Genomic DNA, 19,857 nt, shown 5'->3' with positions numbered 1-19,857 from the left:
TTCAGTTAATTATTATCCTTTTGAAATCATTTCGCGCGCATTTTCAATGACAGATTCAGTCGGGTTATGTCCGCCGATCATCTGCGCAATTTCCATAATTCGCTCGTCATTTGTGAGTTTTTTTATTTTACTGACTGTCTTCTCAGATGAATGGTCTTTGTACACAAAATAATGAGCCTTCCCGCTGCTGGCAATCTGGTGCAAATGGGTAATGGCAATAATCTGATGATTATCCGACATTTTGATCATCATTTTACCCATTTTTTTAGCAATTTCCCCGGATACGCCTGTATCAATTTCGTCGAAAATGATAGTCGGTAACTTCCTTTTGTCAGCAAGGATGTATTTAATGACCATCATCAAACGGGAAAATTCTCCGCCTGATGCAACCTGTCTGAGTTCCTGAAGTGCCAGTCCTTTGTTTCCGCTAAACAGAAAAGCAATTGAGTCGATACCGTCGTTGGTGGGTGTAATTTCAGTAATCCGGATTGAGAGAGACGCATTCGGAATGCCAAGTTCAATCAGACGTTCGATAATGGCCGCCTCGATCGCTTTTATAACTTTATGCCGTTCTTTTGACAAGGAATGAGCACTTTTCAGCATTATTTCTTCACTTCTGGACGCTTTCTGCTGCGCTTTCAAAAGAGCTTCGTCAAGATTTAAAACGGTTCCAACCTTTTCTTCAAGTGAGTCCTGTATCGAGATCAATTCCTGGACTGTGGAAACATGATGTTTCTTTTGCAGTTGGTAAATCAAATCAAGGCGTTCGCGGACGATGGTAGTTCTGCCTTCATCAATATCGACACAAGAACTAACTGAATCCAGTTCATCCGCCAGATCCCTAAGTTCAATCAAACTGCTTTGTGCTCTTTCACGTAAAGGCTCGTAGGCGGAAACCAAACGGCTTGCTTGTCCGATTGCAGATACCGCACTTTTCAAAAATTCAAGTATCGAATTATCCGGATTGTCAAGATAAGCATAAGCAAGTTGAAGACGCTCCCGGATTTCCACCGCGTTTTCAAGGATAATAAGCTCCTGTTCCAACTGACTTTGCTCGTCGCTTTGCAGCCCGGCATTGCTTAATTCCTGATATAAAAACTGGTCATAATCAAAAGCCTTTCGCAATTGTACGGCTTCGTCTTTCAGGTTTTCATAAGCTTTTGCAGCTTCTTTGTAGATGTTGAAATTTTTCCGGTAACTGTGAAGTAATGAAAAGTTCTGGGCGTAGGTATCGACCACCTGCAATTGAAATTCATTGCTTCCAAGTAAAATCGAATCGTGCTGGGAATGGATATCCAGAAGCTGTCCGCTGATTTTTTTCAACGTATCCAGATTGACCGGAGTGTCATTAATAAACGCCCTGGATTTCCCTGCCACCGATATTTCTCTTCTAACAATACATTCCTCAGCAAAATCAAGATTTTCTTCCTCAAAATTGGGAGCCAGATCATAGCCGGACAAATCAAAACTTCCTTCTATCACACATTTTTCACCAGGATCATAAAGTGATTTGACATCTGCCCGGTTACCCAGCAAAAGGCCTATGGCACCAAGCATAATCGACTTACCTGCGCCAGTTTCGCCTGTAATTATGTTTAATCCCGGATCAGGCGACATTTCCAGTTGCTTGATCAGGGCGTAGTTTTTAATAAGTAAATTTGAAAGCATGCCTTAAATAAGCAGATAGTCAAGGTTGGTAAGAACCGCTGATGAAAAAATCAGGCCATTCGTCCTGGATACGAATATAGCTATGTTATCAACAATTAGGAAACGTTACTGGTTCTTTAATAAGTAATATGGATCACATTCCGCCACTGAAATTTAAAATTTGCTTTTTTCGTCATATACAACTTCGAAAATATCCGCTATTGCGAATTTGTGGATATGCTGCCGGTTGTCAAACATCGTCAAAAATTCAGCAGTTACCGATATTAATTTTCCGAAACAAGTATTACCCGTATACGAAACGGAATTGATCTCTAACCCTTTCGAGGTATTGCCAAGTTCTGTCACTATATTTTTTGAGGCGATTCGAATCAAGCGTTTACTCATGATTTAACAGAAGTACTGGTGGAAATTACTGAGAAAGTCTCTGGTATAGTTGTGTCTTCGAAGGGTCAAGATTAACCAATAGAGTTTGCGCAGCTCTTTTTTCCTCTGGTGTAGCCTCTTTCATGATCTGGAAAATCTCATCAGACTTTGTATCGAAAAATGAATTTATAACAACACTTCCCGGTCTTAATTGAGCGACTGCCTTGGCAGAATTTAACAGCTCCAATGTTTTACTACGGGTTTGAGCAGGATTCTGTGTGGCGACATCTAATCCTTGGCGGTAGTAGTTATAGAGACTTTCACGGAAAGGAATAAACTGCTGACTCATAAGGTTTTCAATAAGCCAATACCGGTTTCTCGAATCCCCATTTCCCTTGCGTTGATCCCAGCCTTTTGCACCCCCGCCGGCAGTGCTCGCCAGGTTTGCGATATTGAACGCTCTTTGCAGGTAAGGCGTGCCACCCAAATTGCTGAATGAGTCAAAATCGAAAATTAAAGCCGTGTAAGCGTAAAATGCGAGAATGTAAGGAAGCTCGTCGGTATAGCTATTTTCATTGAAATACATCTGCGTCGTAGGAAGATAGTTGAAGGTGAAATTCCTGTCAACATAACTTAAAAGTACAGTTTCATATGCTGAATTAAATACGGGACGTGCAATTACAAGTTGGGCTGTACCTTCGAAACTGCCTTGTGAAAATGACCGGATCAGATTTATGTTCAGCTTACATTTTACCCGCTCATCCTTCCCAAAAGTTTCGCTTGTCCAGCTTGTATTATTTAAAAAATCGGAAATATAAGATTGCAACTTGGCCATCGACTGCGGATCAGTTTTTTGCTGTGCAACCAACTGATCATAGTTGAGACTTACAGTGAATTGAAGCTCCTGGGCATATGCGGTTTTCGAAAAAATACTTGTTAAACATAAAAAGAGAATGATAAACCTTTTCATACTTCGCTCCATTTATCCAGAATAATTTTTAAAATATCTTGTGCAACTTCATGTTTCGATTTCAGGGAAAACTTGTTAATATTCTCCTTTCTGTCAATAACGGTAATTTTATTGGTATCGTGTGCAAAACCGGAGCCGGCATCATTTAATGAATTTAAAATAATATAGTCAAAGTTTTTGCGACGAAGTTTGTCCAGTGCATGATCCAGCTCATTTTCCGTCTCCAGAGCAAAGCCAACCAAAAGCTGCCCTTCTTTTTTCTGCTGACCCAGGCTTCCGGCGATATCGTCTGTTTTTATGAGTTCCAGTTTCAGATCTGTGCCCTGCTTTTTTATTTTCTGGTCAGCAACATAAGCAGGCGTGTAATCTGCCACGGCTGCGGAAAATATAACAAGATCGCTTTCTTCAAAATGATCCTTTGTGGCTTCAAACATTTGTTTCGCCGTTTCCACATTTACGCGTCTGATCGTTTCTTCCGGAGTAGCCAGGTTTGTTGGTCCGCTTACTAACGTAACACTGGCACCAGCTTCCGCGAAGGCTTTTGCGAGTGCATATCCCATTTTTCCGGAAGAACGATTACTGATATACCGGACGGGGTCTATTGGCTCTGCCGTCGGCCCGGCCGTGATCAAAACTCTTTTATTTCTGGCAACCGCTTTTGCCGCAAATTCCTTGATAATTTGGGCAACAATTTTCTCCGGTTCCGCAAGTCTTCCTTCTCCAATTAAGCCACTCGCCAGTTCTCCAAATTCGGCTTCAATGATTCTATTCCCAAAACTCAGAAGATTTTTAAGATTATTTTGTGTAGAAGCATGGCGGTACATATCAACATCCATCGCCGGGGCGAAGTATACCGGACAACGTGCGGAAAGATAAACGGCCGTTAACAAATCCTCACAATTTCCCGCCGCACATTTTGACAGAGTTCTTGCAGAAGCCGGGGCAATAATCATCAGATCTGCCCACAAACCCAGATCAACATGATTGTTCCAGGTTCCATTTTCGGTTTGTGTAAAGGAAGTATAAACGGGCCTCCTGGATAGCGTTCCCAGGGTTAGTGGGGTAATAAACTGATGTGCAGATTCAGTCATGATAACCTGAACTTCGGCACCCTCCTTGATTAGTAACCTAACCAATAATGCCGATTTGTAGGCAGCAATGCTGCCTGATACGCCCAATAGTATATTTTTGCCTTTCAGATTCAATCCTATAAATGCAAATGCACGTTTATTGTGAAGACTCTGGCATTTGGAATGAAAGTTACATTTTGAATGCCGGAAAAAGAAAACCAGTCGTAAGAACAAAATTAATGTTTACGACTGGTTTTTCATTTAAAAGAATAATCGATACTATTCTTCAGTTGTATCTCTGTAACCGTGATATGTTTTTCCGTCGATGAACTCGTCAATAGCAATGCTACCAGCCTTTGGCATACGCTCGTAGAATTTTGAGATTTCAATTTGTTCACGGTTTTCAAATACCTCTTCCAAATTGTCAACTCCCGACGCGAACTCAGCAAGCTTGTTATTGAGTTCCTCTTTCATTTTGCTTGATATCTGACGTGCTCTTTTTGAGATTACCGATACCGACTCATATAAATTCCCTGTTACGTCAGCTATTTTGTCCGTATCGCGGGTAATGATGGATGGATTCGTTGCCATGCTTACTTTCGATGATATAGTTAAAAATCTTTATTACAGAACCAGAAAAACTGGCTTATTAATTTTGTTTTTGGTCAGTGCTGGTGGACGCTGTAACCTTCGTAGGTTTCGAACCAGAATCTGGCTGAGCTTCCATTTGTTTTTGACGCTCTTTTTCTGCCTGAGTCAAGATCTCCAGTTCTTTCTGGCTATTGTCAAACATTTTTTCCGCGTCGCGTAAATATTTTCCGGTTGGATACTTGTCTACCATTTCTTTATAAAACTTAACGACGTCTAGATATCTGTCTTTTTGTTTTACGCTGAAACTGTTTGAAGCAAGGTTATACTGGGATTCAACTTTCAGATATGCAAGCTCTTCGTTGAATTTTGAATCCGGAAAATCCTTACGGAAATTGTCAATAGATATTACCGCAGATTTTAGCGACATCATATTAAAATCGCTGATCTTGTAATATAACTTAGCCTTGTCGTATGCTTTCAATTCAAGTTTTTCACGAAGTTCAAGAATGTAACGTGTACATTCATCGCGAAAAGTACTTTGAGGATAAGTATTTATAAAATCCTGCATCGCAGAAATTGCGGTGAAGGTACTCGCCTGATCTAAGTTGTGAGGGGCTGAATCTTTATACAATGAAAAAGCGTGCATGTATAATGCTTCCTGAGCATAATCACTTCTTGCATAAGTATCATAAAACTTCTTAAACAAAAATTGACTGGTATTGTACTGTCCTTGCTGATATTGTGTATACGCATAATAAAACTGAGCGAGCTCGGATTCATTACTACCCTTCAGTAAAGGAATAAGTTCTTCAAACAATAGCCCTGACCGATAGAAGTCACCCTTCTTGTAATAAGTCATGGCTGCATCATACTTCTCCTGGTCTGTCCCAGTTTTCTGCAGCTTCGAAAATTTACTGCAGGAAGTGATAATAAGTACGGCAAAAAATAGCAAGAAGTAACTTGCACGGTTGTTTTTTAGCATATAGCTGCAAAGATAATAAAAAAAAGCTACATCATTCCTAACGAATGCGTAGCTGATTATAGTATTCTAAAAAATCTATTGTTGATGACGTACGAGCATTTTTTTTGTCGCAACCTTTTTTCCATCCAAAGCAAGTTGGTAAAAATATAGTCCGGTAGACATTTCGCGCGTATTAATCCGAAGCTTTGTATCATTTTTTGACAAAGAATATGCCTGTATCTGAGTTCCAAGTACATTGTAAAAAATTAGCTTTGCATCTCTGATGTCTCCTGACATAGCATAATCCAATTCAGCAGATTCGCTGGCAGGGTTAGGGTAAATGTTTGAAACCGTTATTTTCTCACTGGTGTAAAGCTGCTCTTCAACCCGTACGGTAGCTTCCGTCGACGGATTGCGTTTCTCTGAATTTTTCTCAATAGCCTCGGTATTAGAAACTGCTGTACTTTCGGCGGTTGACGTATTTGAGAATAGCAACGTACGGTAAAATTTATTCAATGCCATTGGTTTTTGATCTGCCAAAGGCTTGTAATTCAGTACACCGGGAGCATTTGAAAATTTCAGATTTCCAGTCGTCATCGATTTCTTTTTAGGTGCAATATTCAGACGGCTACCGTTAGTTACGGTCTGTGCCTGGATTCCTGTCCAGATAAAGAATGTACATATGATAAAATAAAGTATAGTTTTCTTCATAGCAATTATTCGTAATACTTTTGACAACTTTTACTAGTCTCATTCAAAAAGTACCTTACAAAAATATAGAGAAAAAATTGGATCATCAAAATATATTGTGTGAACGAGCATATTTATTTTTCAGGATAAAAAAACCGTGCCTGAAAAACATTATTATGGCAGATGTTCACATTATTCTAACCATAAGGTCTTTAACCGGGTAGGCTTGTCAGAAACGCGCCAATTAAAGCCATCAAGTTGTCTTTCAATTGGTTTAATCTGTCGGGGTGGGATCAATCTTCCATCAGGTTTTCCGATAAATGCGATCCTATTTACCCGGTTATCCACAAAAAGAAGGTTCATTCTTCCACACTCTACACGATTTAATCCAATCATTTTTTCCTTGTCGTCAATTGCATAGTAAACACTTTCACCATTTCCATCTACCAACACCTGACGCAGCTTACTTTCCGCTGCGAAATATGCATTTATTGTTCGCCCTTTTACCTGGTTAAACTGCTGTACCAAAGTATCTTCCGTAATTACAAATGCCTTACTTTTTAAAAGCATCCGGTTAATCGCATTATTCACCAGAAAAGCACTTATCGTATCACCTTCCATCTGATAGTGCTGGTTGCTCCACAGTATTGGTTTCTTGAAAAACAAGATGGTAGAATCTGCTGTGTTGTAACTTATCGAATCACATTTTCCCTGAAAATCCGATTTGTAGATAAACACATTTCTGTCACCAACCAATCTGCGTGTGCTGTCCCGTGCGTTTTCAAAAGAATACAAAGTGTCGGCTCGGATGTATAAAGTATCATTTGAAACTACATTTCTTACGTACGCATGACCATATATTTTTGAAAAACCTTCTGCTTTTCGGTAGAACCCATGATCCCCGTTTAGTATGGTATTGTCTTTTTTTGCAACGATTACAACATTCCCTTTTCCTTGTCCATTATTTTTTTGGCCATCTACGGACAAAGAATCAGCTGTTAACGTATAAGTTTCGTTATCAACTGTGGTTCTGGTCGCAAATACCGATTCGCCGGTCTGAGAATTATATGCGCCCTTATTGCTCAACAACGTACCATCTTTATTCACAATTTTACTCGGCCCATTAAAATACGACCACTTTGTGACGGAATTATAGAGCAAAGTATCGGTCGTTAATGTATATTTTTTATTGACCAGCTTTACTTTTTTATAATAGGTAAATTCCTTTGTGTTCGTATTATAAAAACCCTCGTTGCTCGTCAAAACATTTTCCACATCCACCGTTCTACCAGGAACTCGGTAATATGCAACTCCGGAGGCCATGTTATACTCCATTTTTCGGGTCGTCAGGGTTTTGACTTTATCTTTCAAAACCGTTTTTCTTCCACTAACAATGGCTAGCCTCGAATTTCCAAAATAGTGCAACGTGTCGCCTGTGACCGTTATCGTATCGCCCTGTACGATCCTGACATTTCCGTATGCCTCAATAATGTTTGTACTGACATTTTGGATGGCAAGATTGCTATATAAGAGCGCACCTTTGTGTTTGAAAATCCCGTTGACAACACGGCGGCTGTCTACACCATTCTCACTGATCAATTCCAGTTCGTCCGATTTTAAAAGCTCTACAATATCACTGGTTGGTCCCTGCTGCGAGGACGGCGTAACTTGCTGGGCCATAAGATATGGCGAGCTAAACAATATGGTAAAGAACGTTAGTTTAAATATATTGTCTTTGATCAATATGACGCACAAAAGTTTAAAAGGGTTGCAAACTTTTATAAATAATTTTTTCTTCATTTTGCTGTGGTTTCCTTTACCTTTGAAACGGGTTGTTCTACCTCATTTTCGCGAGCCCGGTAAAAGTAGTCTGTTGAAATATTTGCCAAAATTACACCAATTACAACTCTTCATGGTATGTTGGAAGCTTTTTTAACTTTTATTAACCAACAAAAATTTGATCTTCATAAAAAGTCGACGCTGTTAACGGTCAGCGGAGGAATGGATTCAGTTGTGCTTGCCCATCTATTTCTTCAGGCAGGATTTGAGGCAGGTATTGCTCATTGCAATTTCGGATTGCGGGGCGAGGAGTCGAATGAGGACGAAGTTTTTGTCAGGCATCTTGCAACAACTTATAACTTGTCGTTTTATGTAAAGCATTTTTCTACGAAGGGTTACGCAAAAGATGAAGGGATTTCAACGCAAATGGCAGCGCGCGATCTTCGTTATCGTTGGTTTGAAGAAGTCAGGAATGAGTATGGTTACAATTGGGTCGCGACCGCGCATCATGTCAATGACACATTCGAAACAGTCATTTTAAATTTGGTGAGAGGTACTGGTCTGGCCGGAATGCATGGTATCGCCTCACAAAATAACACGCTGATCCGTCCGCTGATGTTTGCTTCGAGAGATAAAATCCTTGAATATGTTAAACAGCATGATCTAAGCTGGCGTGAGGATAGCTCAAATTTAAGTAACCATTATAAGCGTAATTTAATCAGACATGAGGTAATACCAGTTTTGAAAACCATCAATCCTTCTTTGGAATCCACATTCAAAACTACCTCAGAGCGGTTGAGGTCAGCTGAAAATTTGTTGGATTTCTTTTTACATGACTGGAAAAAAGGAGCGGTCAGGAAAGAGGGAGAAGAATATTACATTTCAATTCCTGCATTAATCTCGTGTTCCGAACCGGAATATAGGTTGTGGTTTATTTTGCAGGATTTTGGGTTTAGCTATATTCAGTCAGAAGAAATTTGTACCTCGGTGGAAGCTAGCTCAGGGAAAGTTTTTTATTCGAAAACCCATCAGGTTCTCAAAGACAGAGAGTATTTCATTGTTTCAGTGATTAAGAGTGGTGAGTGCATTTCATTTGAAATCAGCCAGCCTTCCGGCGAATATCAAATGGGGAGTTTCGTTTTTTCGTTTACCGTCATTTCAAATATCCCTGATCTGACACTTGCATCAGATAAATCCATGGCATATTTGAACATCGGTAAATTAGAATTTCCCTTGACTATCAGATCTTGGGAAAAAGGAGATAGCTTTTGTCCGTTCGGAATGGCCGGTAAAAGGAAAAAAGTCAGCGACCTTATGATTGATTTAAAATTAAGCCTAAATGAAAAGGAAAAAGTGAAAGTTCTGGTAAATAAAAACGGGGATATTGTTTGGGTCATCGGATTAAGGCTCGATGATAGATATAAAGTTGTGAAAGAGGCAACAGAAATTTTATTGATCACACAACGACTGAATAATCCGGTGTTATGAAAATTATAAATTTAAAATTTTTATAAAAAATATTTTTCCGGAAGCGGTTAAAAAACAAGTGTTTAACCGCTGAGAGAGCCTTTTGTAGAAAAAAACATTTCAAATTATTTCCCTCCACTATTGCAAGTATAACTTTTCTTTCTACCTTTGCACCACGTTTCGGATACGCCGAAGCACACAGAGAGATGGCAGAGTGGTCGAATGCGGCGGTCTTGAAAACCGTTGTAGGGTAACCTACCGGGGGTTCGAATCCCTCTCTCTCTGCAATTTTACCATCAGCAGACGTAGCTGGCACCAAAACCACATATGAAAGTATGTGGTTTTCTTTGTTTTAGGCTAATCTTCAAATATAAATAACTTCGGATCAAGCGGAAAAGTTGTGGGAAGGTGAGAAAAGTTGTTGATTTGTGTTAAAGTGACAGACGGCCTTCGCGCACATAGGTTAGCTATGGACGCTTTACTAGAAATCCGAATAAATATCGCTGGGATGCCCTGAATGATGATTCGATTTGCAATCTTCTGCGTGTCATTGTTTGCATTCAATATCACCCGCGCGAAAACCAGTACGGATCAGATTAAATTGAAAGGAATGCTGGTTGATGGAAAAGATCGGAAGCCATTGTTTTATGTAAATATTGGTGTTCTTAATAAATCACTCGGAACAATCTCCGACACTTCCGGCAGATTCTTGTTGAATTTGCAAGAGGAAAATTTGACAGATACGTTGCAGATCAGTCGTATTAGTTATCATACAATTAAGGTTGTTGTCGATCATCGAAAGAAACATGAATAAGCAGATCGAGCTGAGTCCCCGTGATTATATTCTTGAGGAAGTAAAGGTTGTTGTTAATAAAGAAACTACCGAGGTGGTGGGTAGAACCAAAGCGGGTGGATTTATTCAAATAGCGATGCATCCCAAGAAACAGATTGTGCTGGGTACAGAAATTGGAATGAGGTTCCAAACGGAATAATTTCCGGCGATGATAAAAGAGTTCAATTGGTTTTTTTTGCAAATAATTTCAGCAAGATCAAACTTCGTGTGAATATTTATTCACTAAAAAACAATTTTCCCGACAAGCAACTTCTTAATACAGATTTGTATGTCGACGTTGTAGATTTTATGACAGGCTGGATCAAAGTTGATCTGGAGCAGTATAATATTGTTGTTGAAACCGATTTTGCTATCTCGATACAATGGCTGGAGCACACCATCAAAGAAGGAGAGAATCCTAAAATATTTATTCCCGAAGCGATGTCCTCCGGTCATGCCAGTTATTTTCGAATTGCAACCCAGGATAAATGGACGAAAACAAAAACGAATCTTTGCTACTTTGTTACTTTGGTGCACTAATGAAGCCGATATCGATTTTATCAACGGTGAAGGTACTTATGCTCTTTATTTTGCTCGGTGTACAAACAATTTGTTGCGCACAGGAGTGTTTAATGTTTCAAAAGAATAGGAGGAGAACTGCTTTTTATAAAAAAGGTGATCCAATCAGTTTTCGCCTTCATAACGATAAAACGAAATATACCTTTCAGATTTTAGGATTTGAGGATAGCGTATTCGTTGTCAGTAATTACAAGATCAATCCCAAGGATATCAGTCATCTGTATGTCGACGAGAAAACGAGGATATGGTATGTTTTTAAATATAAGTACGAGAAGATTTTCTTTCTGGCTGGTGTAGGTTACTTCTTAGCGAGTGTGATAAACGAGAAAACGCTCACCAAGGAAGCTGCCACAATTAGTGGTAGTTTAGGAGGAGCGGCTATATTAGCCCGATTGCTCGTGAATAATAAAATACGAATAAAAGGTAAAAAAAGGTTGGTAATATTAGATAATTGTCCATAGCGGTCTCAACAGCAAACTGGTCAGCCGGCACTTACATCATCAAACATGGCGACTTGTCGAAGAAGATCGTTGTAGTGAAATAGACCATCACCAACAGTTTTATTTAATATCAATCAACAGGAGGCCGTTCCATATTGCGAACGGCCTTTTGTTGTTTAAGTAAAGTTGCTTTATTAATGATTGTTTAGAAATATAATTTTGTCAATTGCCGGGACGAAATAATTCAGGATATCTAGGTTTTCTTTTTGTCAAGGACTGAGCTGAAAATTTCCAGAATAACTTTATCATTTTTTTAATTGATAAATGGTATTGAGATTTTTGCAGAACTGGTTCCCAACAGGTATCTCTTTGTCAGTAATCCATATTTTTCTTTTTTGAAATGCTTCAATTTTTTCAATTGAAACGATGTAAGATTGATGCACCCGGCAAAAAAGATTATCTGGCAGGAGCGAAAGAATTCCTTTTACGTTCATCCTTGTAAGCAATGGAGCAGATCTCGAAATTGTAAATATTTTAACATAATCCTTCAAACCCTCAACATACAGAATGTCAGAATGAAGAATTTTGATGGTCTGATATTCAGATTTTACATACAATGCCGCCTGCGGGTCAGCTGAATGCTGTCTTCGTATTTTCATTTCACGCATAGAAAAAGCCTTATCGGTTGCTGCGATGAGCCTTTCAAAAGAAATTGGTTTTAGCAAATAATCAATTACGTTCAGCTCAAAAGCTTTTACCGCATATTGCTCAAAAGCAGTTGTAAGAATGACCATCGGTGGCTTGTGCATTTGCGATAGCAGCTGTAATCCTGACAGTCCCGGCATTTGTATATCTAAAAAAATAAGATCAAAATCCATATAATCAAGAACCCTTTTGGCATCCAATGCGCTCCTACACGTTCTGACCAGATCAAGTGTTTTAATTTTGCTGATGTCATCTGCAAGAATTTCCAATGCAAATGGCTCATCATCTACCACCATACACCTCATTTTATTCATGTTTCAAGCTTAATTTCAGTTCTACAGAAAAAAAATGTTCGTCGTGAGTTATCGTTAAAGTATGCGTTCGAGGATAATGAAGTTCAAGCCTTTTTTTTACATTCAGCAGTCCCTGGCCAGTTCCAATTATTTCGCCGTCGTTTGTCAACTCAAAACACTGATTTTGGCATTTGAATAAAAGTTCATGTTCTTTCACCGATAAGTAGACCGATATTTTTGAAGACTGATCTGGATGCAGTCCAAATTTGAAAGCATTTTCAACAAAAGGCATTAAAAGAAGAGGTTCAATCCTGACGTCCTGATCGTCACCAACGCAGGAAAAGTCGATTTCCGCCTTGGGATGAATTCTTAATTTTTGCAGATTTACGTACCTTTTCAGATACATAACTTCATCCTTCAGATTCACCTGATGATGCGTAACCTGAAAAAGCATATATCTGAGTATTTCAGATAATTCCATCACTGAAGTTTCAGCCAGATCAGACTTAATCCGCGTGAGCCAGCGAATGTTGTTCAGCGTGTTAAAAAGGAAATGCGGGCTGATCTGAAGACGAAGTACAGCCAATTCCGCGCTTGTCTTTTCATACAATATTTGTCGACTAAATTCTTGTTGACGCATTCGGTCTGTCAGAACGGCCCACAACGAACTGGAAAGTATAATCAGGGCAAACATGATCAGATTAGCGAAAAACTGAGGCGAAGTGAAAATGGTATTCTCTTTCACATCCCTAAAAAAGAAATCGTTTTCAACTATATCTGAAAAATACATTTGAAGATCATTTTTGATATTTCTTAGCAGCAGATTATCCAGCAGTATCATCAGAAAAAACAATACTGTGAGATATAATAAAAATTGGGGTAAATTTCTGTTTAACAATAATTTAGGTGTTAAACAAAGCAGGTTTAGATAGAATGTCCCAACGAGTATCAGGTTGATTATGACTCTGGTAACGTACAGGTAATTGACGTAATAGTCTGGCAGATGTTTGAAAATAGGAATAGGCAAAATTAAGGGTGCTGCAAAAAACGCTAGCCAACCGGTTACATGTAACCAAAACCGATAGTCTAACAGAAAGGGCCTTTTGGTAAGCTGATGCCCTGATAAAATGGCCATAATTAAAATGATAATTTGTTGCCTGTACCCGTTAAATGCTTAATCTGTTGCAAGACGGGAATTGTGGTTGCCAAAATCAGAAGTAAAATTTCTTCCCCGATCCTGAAACGGCAGCCACGTTGAAAAAGCCAACCACCAAAGATCCGTTCGGATTGGAATTCACAATGTTGGTTGATACATTGGCTAATGGCGCTGAGGTAAACAGTTCTGAAATTCCACCCATTCTGTCAGCCTGCGAAACGACTTCCGCCAGATAGTTAAATGAGACCATATTGATTGAATGAATTTCAACATAAATGGAATCTCCATTGGCCAGGGGAGATTCCGGCCTATCGTCGTCATCCAAGTCGTTTGCATTGATCCCGATTCTGATTGGTGAAATAAAAGTTACACCATCGAAGCCGCTTCCCGAAGAAGTACCTGCGTCGTATGCTGTTGTAACTTCACTCGCTTTGTTAAGCAGCTGCCCATTTTTATAAGCCCGGATCCAGTAGGTATCACCCTTGCCTGCCGGATCAGTTGCCCAAAACTCTGCGCGATAACTGTCGTCCATCATACCCTGTCCCTCCTGATACGATAAGGTAAGGCTGTCTACGGGCGGTACGCGCTTCATGACGGAGGTAGCCGTGAAGGTTTCGCCATTGTAGATAACTTTTAAAGTATAACTTTTGCCAATGGTACCGAGTTTTCCAACCTTGCCCGGCTGCCAGGTGTAAGCGCCGTTCACGTCGTTACTTTCCTCGGTAAATTCATAAATGTTCCCTTCGTCGTCTGTTACGCTCACTTTTGCTCCGCGTACTATCGGCGGAAGACTGTTATTTTCAAAATAATCCTGAGTGAACGTCAGATATATACGCTGTGTTTCGGGCTTGTCGTTTATCCAGGCATCTATATTAATTATTGGATCAGCCGAAGAAACCGTTAAATCAATTTCGTCGTCACAACCCCATAAAAGCGGGATGGTGAGTAAGCATAGATGTCGTAAACAGATGCGGATGGCGTTGGATGACATATAAAATGTAAGCATTTTAGAATTTAAAATTGTAAGAAACGGAAGGTACCATGGATCCGATGATCGATACCCGGTGCGCCTGCGTTTGTATGGCCTGAGATGAGGTAACCCTATCAGAAGATTGCGTGAAATAAGTTGAAAAGGCATTTCTACGCCCGTAAGCATTATAAATTGAGAAAACCCAATAATCCCGGTTCTTTCTTATCTGACCATTATTTTTATGTGTTTTTCCTTCCATTCTGAGTGAAAGGTCAAGTCGGTGGTAAGGCGTTAATCTTGCGTCGTTTCGGGAATTGTTTGTGTTATAAGGTATCAGAATGCCCTGTGAGAGATATCGCTGATTGGGGTAGGTTGTAGGAGTTCCGGTTGTAAATGCAAAATCCGCAGTGGTCGACCATTTTGGGTTGATCGTATAAGAGCCGACAATTTTCAGGTTATGGGTCTGGTCAAAACGGGTAGGGTACCAGTTCCCGTTGTTGACCCCATCTACTTTGAGTTCTGAGCGGCTCAGTGTGTAACTTATCCAGCCTGTGATCAGCCCCTTTTTCTTTTGCAGATAAAGTTCCAAACCGTATGCCCTTCCGTTTCCGCTCAACAAATCACCTTCAAGGCGGTCATTATTCAAAAGTTCAGCACCATTGATATAGTCAATTTCGTTAACGGTATTGCGGTAAAATGTTTCCGCAGAAAACTCATACTCCGAATTTTTACCCAGATCGCTGAAATAGCCCAGCGTATATTGATTGCCAACGGCCGGCTTAATATTATTGGTGCTCGGCGTCCATATATTGAGCGGGTTCGAAGCGCTGGTGTTTGAAATAAAATGTACATATTGAGCCGTTCTGCTGAAACTCGCTTTTAGTGAAGTTCTTTCGTTCAGCTGATATTTTGCCGATATCCTTGGTTCCGGATTATTATATGAGGCGATTGACTCTCCGCTTTTATATTGCCGCTCAGCGATGGCCGTACGCTTTCTGCCAGGAATAGTGTCGTTGTAAGTATATGCTGTCCCTGGTCCGAGATAATTAAAATAAGAAAACCGAAGTCCATATTGAACTTCCAGTTTTGAACCGAATTTCAGGCGATGGCTGACGTAACCAGCCAGCTCCAGAGCATATTTTTTGGGCTGACTGCTATCAACAGTTTCTCCATTTGTAGTTCCGACCGTTTTCGAAGGGTTGAACTGATAATAAGAACTTTCCAGACCAAATTTTAATTCTGAATTGCTATTGATGAAATAACTGAAATCCGGTTTGAATACATAATTGCTGATGGAGGAATTCCAGCTGTATTTGTTATTCTCATCCTGATTGAAACCCAGGTTATAATTGTAATTGCTGAATATGGCAGAAACATTAGCAAATAACTTACTGTTGATGAAGGAGTTCCAACGGAGCGTCCCGGATTTATTTCCCCAGTTAAATTTCGCATCATCCGACAGACCGAAATTGTCACGACCAAAGAAACCCGAAAGATATAACCGGTTTTTCTGGTTTAAGGTATAGTTTGTTTTTAACGTGATATCATAAAAATTCAAACCAAAATTGTTACTGGTCAGCAGCGTAGACAGACCATCAATGTAGGATCTTCGCACTGCTATCAGATAGGACGATTTGTCTTTGACGAGTGGTCCCTGAACGGCCAGCCTGCTGAAAATAAAACCTACGCCACCATCTACCTCTGTTTTTTTGTTGTTTCCTTCTTTCAATCGAACATCTAGCACAGAACTGATCCGACCGCCATATTCGGCTGGAATCGCGCCTTTATATAATTTTACATCTTTCACAGCATCAGGGTTAAAGACCGAAAAGAAGCCGAGCATGTGCGAGGAATTGTAGACGGGCGCCTCGTCAAGCAAGACAAGATTTTGTCCGACACTCCCTCCCCGGACATTAAAGCCCGACGAACCTTCGCCAACCTGGCTTACCCCTGGTAGAAACTGTAAACTTTTAACAATATCAACCTCACCCATGAGTGCCGGGAGTTTTTGAATAGTTTTGATATCCATCTTATTGACGCTCATTTCAAAATTTCGGGAAGTGGAAATTCTGCTTTCATCAACAATTTTCACTTCATCCAGCACTCTGGATAATACTGGCAATTCTATGTCCACAATGGTATTACTCGTCAGAACAATTTTTTTGACTATCTTCTCATAGCCCAGATACGAATATTCCAGTGTGTAAGAACCTTGGGGCAGCGTTACTGAATAGAACCCGTACACGTTTGTAACAGCACCCGACGACTGGCTTTCTGTTACGAAGATACTTGCCCCAATCAGTGTTTCTCCGTTGGATTTATCTTTCATCGTGCCACTGACGGTAAATTTGTTTTGTCCAAAGGCCGTGGTGGCTACAATGAAAAGCAGTACGAAGCTGCTGCCAATACTTCGAAAAAGGAAAATAGAATACTTGTTCATTTTTTGTTACTAAGAGGAAACGGAAGCTTTTTGAGACTGTTGGCATTAATGATGTAACCCAAACCGACATTGAGATTAAATCCTCGAATGGCGTCGACCTTGCCGGCACTTTCAAAATTTGCGGAGTGTATGTAGCGAAGGTGCGCGCCAAACGTAAAACGCTTTGCAAATCTGAGATCAACGCCCGTGCCGATTGAAGTGTGAAATACCATTCTCATTTCAGCATTAAAATTGGGTCTTGCGCCAGAAGTCATGGCACCTGGATTTAACCTTCCGCCGAAAACCATAACCTGCATGATACCTGAACCCAACATAAAATAAGGATGGGCCCTCACTCTCGGAAGTGCATATTTGAGCCCAATTGTAAGCGGCATAATCATTCCGCCGCCTGTTCTGATACTTCCGCCTGTGGTGGCCTCCTGTGTTTGCGGCACACTTAGCCTACCGATATCGATAAACCAGGCGATAGAATCGTTCATCCATTTTGTTAGGTGTATATCTAACAAGGAATGAGCGTTATATAACTTGGCATAGGTCCCGTCTGAAATTCCAGTCTTTACAGAGCCTAACATGGCAAAACCACCGTATCTCACTTCAAGAACCAATCTGTTATGCAACCGGTAACCCTTAAGAGAATCTATCGGATCCATCTTTCTTTTTACCATGGGATCGTCCCATAACGAGTATGTTGTATCGGTTTTAACTGTTTTATTCAACAGATTCTGAACATTGTTGAGAGCGAGGAGACTGTCAACCTCAATACCGTCTTTCCAGCTTTCGAAAGCGTTAACCACTTTTGGATACTGCTGCCGAAACTTTTTGACAACACATTCGCTATCCTTGTCGCTGACAATAAAAACACGGTTTCGGTTGTGGTGGAAATTGTTATAAGTTTCAGTAAGAATGAACCTTAAAAACTGTACGTCATTATCCAGCGAAGCCTCATCCTGGCAATTCCATGTACTTTTAACGGCATTCGGAAAAATTAAAATGGTCGGTTCTTTCAGCGATTTCCAGGCTGCATTAGAGAAGGCGTCTCTTGCAGTTTTTCCATTTTTATGTAAAACAATGACAACAGGTTTGTTGCTGTTATAGTCGTTATTGATGCTGTTGGAATAATGCAGGTGACTTCGGTTTACGCCGCCAACAACATTCACAAAAACACGTTGTGCAGTACTTTCAACTGAAATGAAAACGAGTAAATATAGTAATATTCGAGCTTGCTGCTTGTTTAGAAATAGCGGCATAAGTAAAGTATATAGTATTGCTTGATTCAATATCCACAGGTACTTACTTTCGGTCCTGATTCGTTAAATGTGTAGATAAGCAAAGGTTAAGTGTAGATATACAACTCCTTAATATCAATTCTATGGCCCATTTTGTCCGGCAATGAATATACCTTTATTGCATTATTCCGTTTTGCCAATTTGAAATAACCAGATAGAAAATCATCGTATGACCATTGAAGAACATGAAGCCGGAGATTTAAGAATTGCAGAAATTACTTCCGACAAACTCGTCGTAACGTCTGTGGAGGATTGTCTGGACTTACTGGGGAATTTGTATTACCAGGGATTCGATAGGATTATTCTTGATGCGGAAAATTTTGATGCTATCGGTAGTAAAAGCATGAAGGACTTTATCTATGAGAGTAATAAACTGGGGCACATCAATTTTGTGAGTTCCACATCGGAAGCCATCAAGCGATTTTCGGCAAAGCAATAATGTTAATGCAATCAATTCCCTTAAACTGTTGCGATTTATAATGGGCAAGCATTCTAATTTTATTCATCATTATTTCGCACCAGTCCGTCTGTAAGGCTTTGCCATTGGATTTTGGAGAAGGCCAGAATTCCTGCTGTCCCGGTCAGCATGTTTCTTATTTTATCAAGAAAGCTTTGATCATCAGTATTTAGTTTAGTATTCCGGTCGAAAACTGCTGCGGTCACGGTGGTGTTTTCACGCGTAACTGTGAAAGTACTTGTCGTTTGAGCGGAGTAGAAATGAGCAACTTCCTGGTCACTGTTTGTGGGATTCGGAGCAGGCCTTACGCGTATTCCCAAACTTTCAATATCTTCCAGTTGATACTCGCTGATTTTTTCAACCATCACCCAATCGAAACCATCTCCCGTTTCGGAGCCCGGACCAGGGATATCAATTCGAAAGAACATTCCTTCTTCGACCAGCCCGGTCGTCAGGTTACCCTTCGAGTCACAAAGTTTGAAATCTGCAATGGGATATGCCGAAATTTCTTTCCAGCGGTTGACGTCTAACAGTCTTTTTCTCGCCAGCGTAAATAATTCTTTCGCAGCAGCCAGGTTGTGTAGTTCCACAACTCTTTCGGCATTGATATTCCCCCCATCAAACTTTTCGGGAATTGTCCTGGTGTAATTTTTCGCTTCCATACGTTAAAATTTTTGCTGAAGGTTACTAAAAACCTGTGCCATCAAATTTTGGAGTTACGTATTGATTTTAAGATAGTTATTTTCTTATATTGTAGATCAGGCGTGGCATCATTATAATTAGTACCAGAACAGAAACTTTAACCAAAAAAATATGAAACCAACAGATACTCCTGACAATGGCGCTCTTGTTAAATTTAAAAGAATGGATGATGATCAGTGGAGAGACGGAGAATTTGATCTTGAAAATCAGATGTATATTGAAATATATTCTGCTGAATTAACTACCCACAATTTAAACGATATAGCTGCCTGGAAATATGTCAAAGATTAGAAAGAATATTCTGGCTCCATCCTTTAAATAATGATGATATAGATTGATTAAAGGCGAAAAAATCAGACAAAATACTGATACGTATTTTTGAAGGCATACTTTTTTAATATTCATTATTAATTAAAAGATTAAGAACTCATTTGAAGA

Annotated in this window: 21 protein-coding genes and 1 tRNA gene; 8 read left to right on the top strand and 14 right to left on the bottom strand. The window is 39.9% G+C overall.

Annotation, left to right across the window (positions count from 1 at the left end; genetic code table 11):
- Window positions 1-12 precede the first annotated feature (12 nt).
- The 8 genes from recN to AC1XUO_RS10815 form a co-directional block, all read right to left on the bottom strand.
- Window positions 13-1,668: a DNA repair protein RecN gene (gene recN / locus AC1XUO_RS10850; protein ID WP_483329799.1), complete on the bottom strand. Its 1,656-nt coding sequence runs from the start codon at window positions 1,666-1,668 to the stop codon at window positions 13-15.
- A 153-nt stretch (window positions 1,669-1,821) separates the two neighbouring features.
- On the bottom strand, window positions 1,822-2,052 hold the full coding sequence (locus AC1XUO_RS10845) for a hypothetical protein (RefSeq protein WP_483329798.1): 231 nt from the start codon (window positions 2,050-2,052) through the stop codon (window positions 1,822-1,824).
- 25 nt (window positions 2,053-2,077) lie between these two features.
- A complete protein-coding gene (gene porD, locus AC1XUO_RS10840) occupies window positions 2,078-3,001 on the bottom strand; it encodes a type IX secretion system protein PorD (RefSeq protein WP_483329797.1) in 924 nt (307 codons plus the stop codon).
- Window positions 2,998-4,206 carry a bifunctional phosphopantothenoylcysteine decarboxylase/phosphopantothenate--cysteine ligase CoaBC gene (coaBC, locus tag AC1XUO_RS10835; protein WP_483330394.1) on the bottom strand — a complete coding sequence of 403 codons (1,209 nt, stop codon included), beginning with the start codon at window positions 4,204-4,206 and terminating at the stop codon, window positions 2,998-3,000. The genes porD and coaBC overlap by 4 nt, the downstream gene beginning before the upstream one ends.
- A gap of 144 nt (window positions 4,207-4,350) precedes the next feature.
- On the bottom strand, window positions 4,351-4,662 hold the full coding sequence (locus tag AC1XUO_RS10830; protein WP_483329796.1) for a DNA-directed RNA polymerase subunit omega: 312 nt from the start codon (window positions 4,660-4,662) through the stop codon (window positions 4,351-4,353).
- Window positions 4,663-4,720: 58 nt separating this feature from the next.
- Complete coding sequence (locus AC1XUO_RS10825) at window positions 4,721-5,644, bottom strand: outer membrane protein assembly factor BamD (protein WP_483329795.1); 924 nt, start codon at window positions 5,642-5,644, stop codon at window positions 4,721-4,723.
- A 75-nt stretch (window positions 5,645-5,719) separates the two neighbouring features.
- Window positions 5,720-6,334 (bottom strand): T9SS type A sorting domain-containing protein, encoded by a 615-nt coding sequence (locus AC1XUO_RS10820; protein WP_483329794.1) that lies wholly within the window; start codon window positions 6,332-6,334, stop codon window positions 5,720-5,722.
- 171 nt (window positions 6,335-6,505) lie between these two features.
- A complete protein-coding gene (locus AC1XUO_RS10815; protein ID WP_483329793.1) occupies window positions 6,506-7,993 on the bottom strand; it encodes an OstA-like protein in 1,488 nt (495 codons plus the stop codon).
- Window positions 7,994-8,230: 237 nt separating this feature from the next.
- Here AC1XUO_RS10815 and tilS point away from each other — a divergent pair, with 237 nt between their 5' ends.
- The 6 genes from tilS to AC1XUO_RS10785 all read left to right on the top strand — a co-directional run bounded on the left by tilS (window position 8,231) and on the right by AC1XUO_RS10785 (window position 11,431).
- Window positions 8,231-9,580 carry a tRNA lysidine(34) synthetase TilS gene (gene tilS / locus AC1XUO_RS10810; protein ID WP_483329792.1) on the top strand — a complete coding sequence of 450 codons (1,350 nt, stop codon included), beginning with the start codon at window positions 8,231-8,233 and terminating at the stop codon, window positions 9,578-9,580.
- Window positions 9,581-9,759: 179 nt separating this feature from the next.
- A tRNA-Ser gene (locus tag AC1XUO_RS10805) sits at window positions 9,760-9,844 on the top strand.
- A gap of 259 nt (window positions 9,845-10,103) precedes the next feature.
- A complete protein-coding gene (locus AC1XUO_RS10800) occupies window positions 10,104-10,373 on the top strand; it encodes a carboxypeptidase-like regulatory domain-containing protein (protein ID WP_483329791.1) in 270 nt (89 codons plus the stop codon).
- Window positions 10,366-10,551, top strand: a complete 186-nt coding sequence (locus AC1XUO_RS10795) for a hypothetical protein (RefSeq protein ID WP_483329790.1) — start codon at window positions 10,366-10,368, stop codon at window positions 10,549-10,551. The genes AC1XUO_RS10800 and AC1XUO_RS10795 overlap by 8 nt, the downstream gene beginning before the upstream one ends.
- Window positions 10,552-10,577: 26 nt before the next feature.
- On the top strand, window positions 10,578-10,931 hold the full coding sequence (locus tag AC1XUO_RS10790; RefSeq protein WP_483329789.1) for a hypothetical protein: 354 nt from the start codon (window positions 10,578-10,580) through the stop codon (window positions 10,929-10,931).
- 92 nt (window positions 10,932-11,023) lie between these two features.
- The gene (locus AC1XUO_RS10785) at window positions 11,024-11,431 is read left to right on the top strand and encodes a hypothetical protein (RefSeq protein WP_483329787.1); all 408 of its coding nucleotides are present in this window, start codon (window positions 11,024-11,026) and stop codon (window positions 11,429-11,431) included.
- Window positions 11,432-11,715: 284 nt separating this feature from the next.
- On the opposite strand, the gene AC1XUO_RS10780 is transcribed toward AC1XUO_RS10785, so the two are convergent.
- From AC1XUO_RS10780 to AC1XUO_RS10760, 5 genes are all read right to left on the bottom strand, one after another.
- Window positions 11,716-12,429 (bottom strand): LytR/AlgR family response regulator transcription factor, encoded by a 714-nt coding sequence (locus tag AC1XUO_RS10780; RefSeq protein WP_483329786.1) that lies wholly within the window; start codon window positions 12,427-12,429, stop codon window positions 11,716-11,718.
- Entirely contained in the window at window positions 12,422-13,249 is an 828-nt protein-coding gene (locus AC1XUO_RS10775; protein WP_483329785.1) for a sensor histidine kinase, read from the bottom strand. Before AC1XUO_RS10775 ends, AC1XUO_RS10780 begins: the two co-directional genes overlap by 8 nt.
- 370 nt (window positions 13,250-13,619) lie before the next feature.
- The gene (locus AC1XUO_RS10770) at window positions 13,620-14,570 is read right to left on the bottom strand and encodes a DUF4249 domain-containing protein (protein ID WP_483329784.1); all 951 of its coding nucleotides are present in this window, start codon (window positions 14,568-14,570) and stop codon (window positions 13,620-13,622) included.
- A 1-nt stretch (window position 14,571) separates the two neighbouring features.
- Window positions 14,572-16,974, bottom strand: coding sequence for a TonB-dependent receptor (locus tag AC1XUO_RS10765; protein WP_483329783.1), 2,403 nt, complete (start codon window positions 16,972-16,974; stop codon window positions 14,572-14,574).
- On the bottom strand, window positions 16,971-18,221 hold the full coding sequence (locus tag AC1XUO_RS10760; RefSeq protein WP_483329782.1) for a hypothetical protein: 1,251 nt from the start codon (window positions 18,219-18,221) through the stop codon (window positions 16,971-16,973). The genes AC1XUO_RS10765 and AC1XUO_RS10760 overlap by 4 nt, the downstream gene beginning before the upstream one ends.
- Before the next feature lie 208 nt (window positions 18,222-18,429).
- On the opposite strand from AC1XUO_RS10760, the gene AC1XUO_RS10755 reads away from it, so the two are divergent.
- On the top strand, window positions 18,430-18,699 hold the full coding sequence (locus tag AC1XUO_RS10755) for a DUF4180 domain-containing protein (RefSeq protein ID WP_483329781.1): 270 nt from the start codon (window positions 18,430-18,432) through the stop codon (window positions 18,697-18,699).
- 59 nt (window positions 18,700-18,758) lie between these two features.
- Here AC1XUO_RS10755 and AC1XUO_RS10750 read toward each other — a convergent pair whose 3' ends face one another.
- Complete coding sequence (locus AC1XUO_RS10750; protein WP_483329780.1) at window positions 18,759-19,379, bottom strand: hypothetical protein; 621 nt, start codon at window positions 19,377-19,379, stop codon at window positions 18,759-18,761.
- A gap of 151 nt (window positions 19,380-19,530) precedes the next feature.
- Between AC1XUO_RS10750 and AC1XUO_RS10745 the strand changes: the two genes are divergently transcribed.
- Complete coding sequence (locus AC1XUO_RS10745; protein ID WP_483329779.1) at window positions 19,531-19,710, top strand: hypothetical protein; 180 nt, start codon at window positions 19,531-19,533, stop codon at window positions 19,708-19,710.
- Window positions 19,711-19,857: the final 147 nt, after the last annotated feature.

It is taken from the genome of Dyadobacter sp. HNCC25DJ186 (assembly GCF_056895235.1).
The sequence above is the reverse complement of the archived record's forward strand: the minus strand, read 5'-3'. Positions and strand labels throughout refer to the sequence as shown.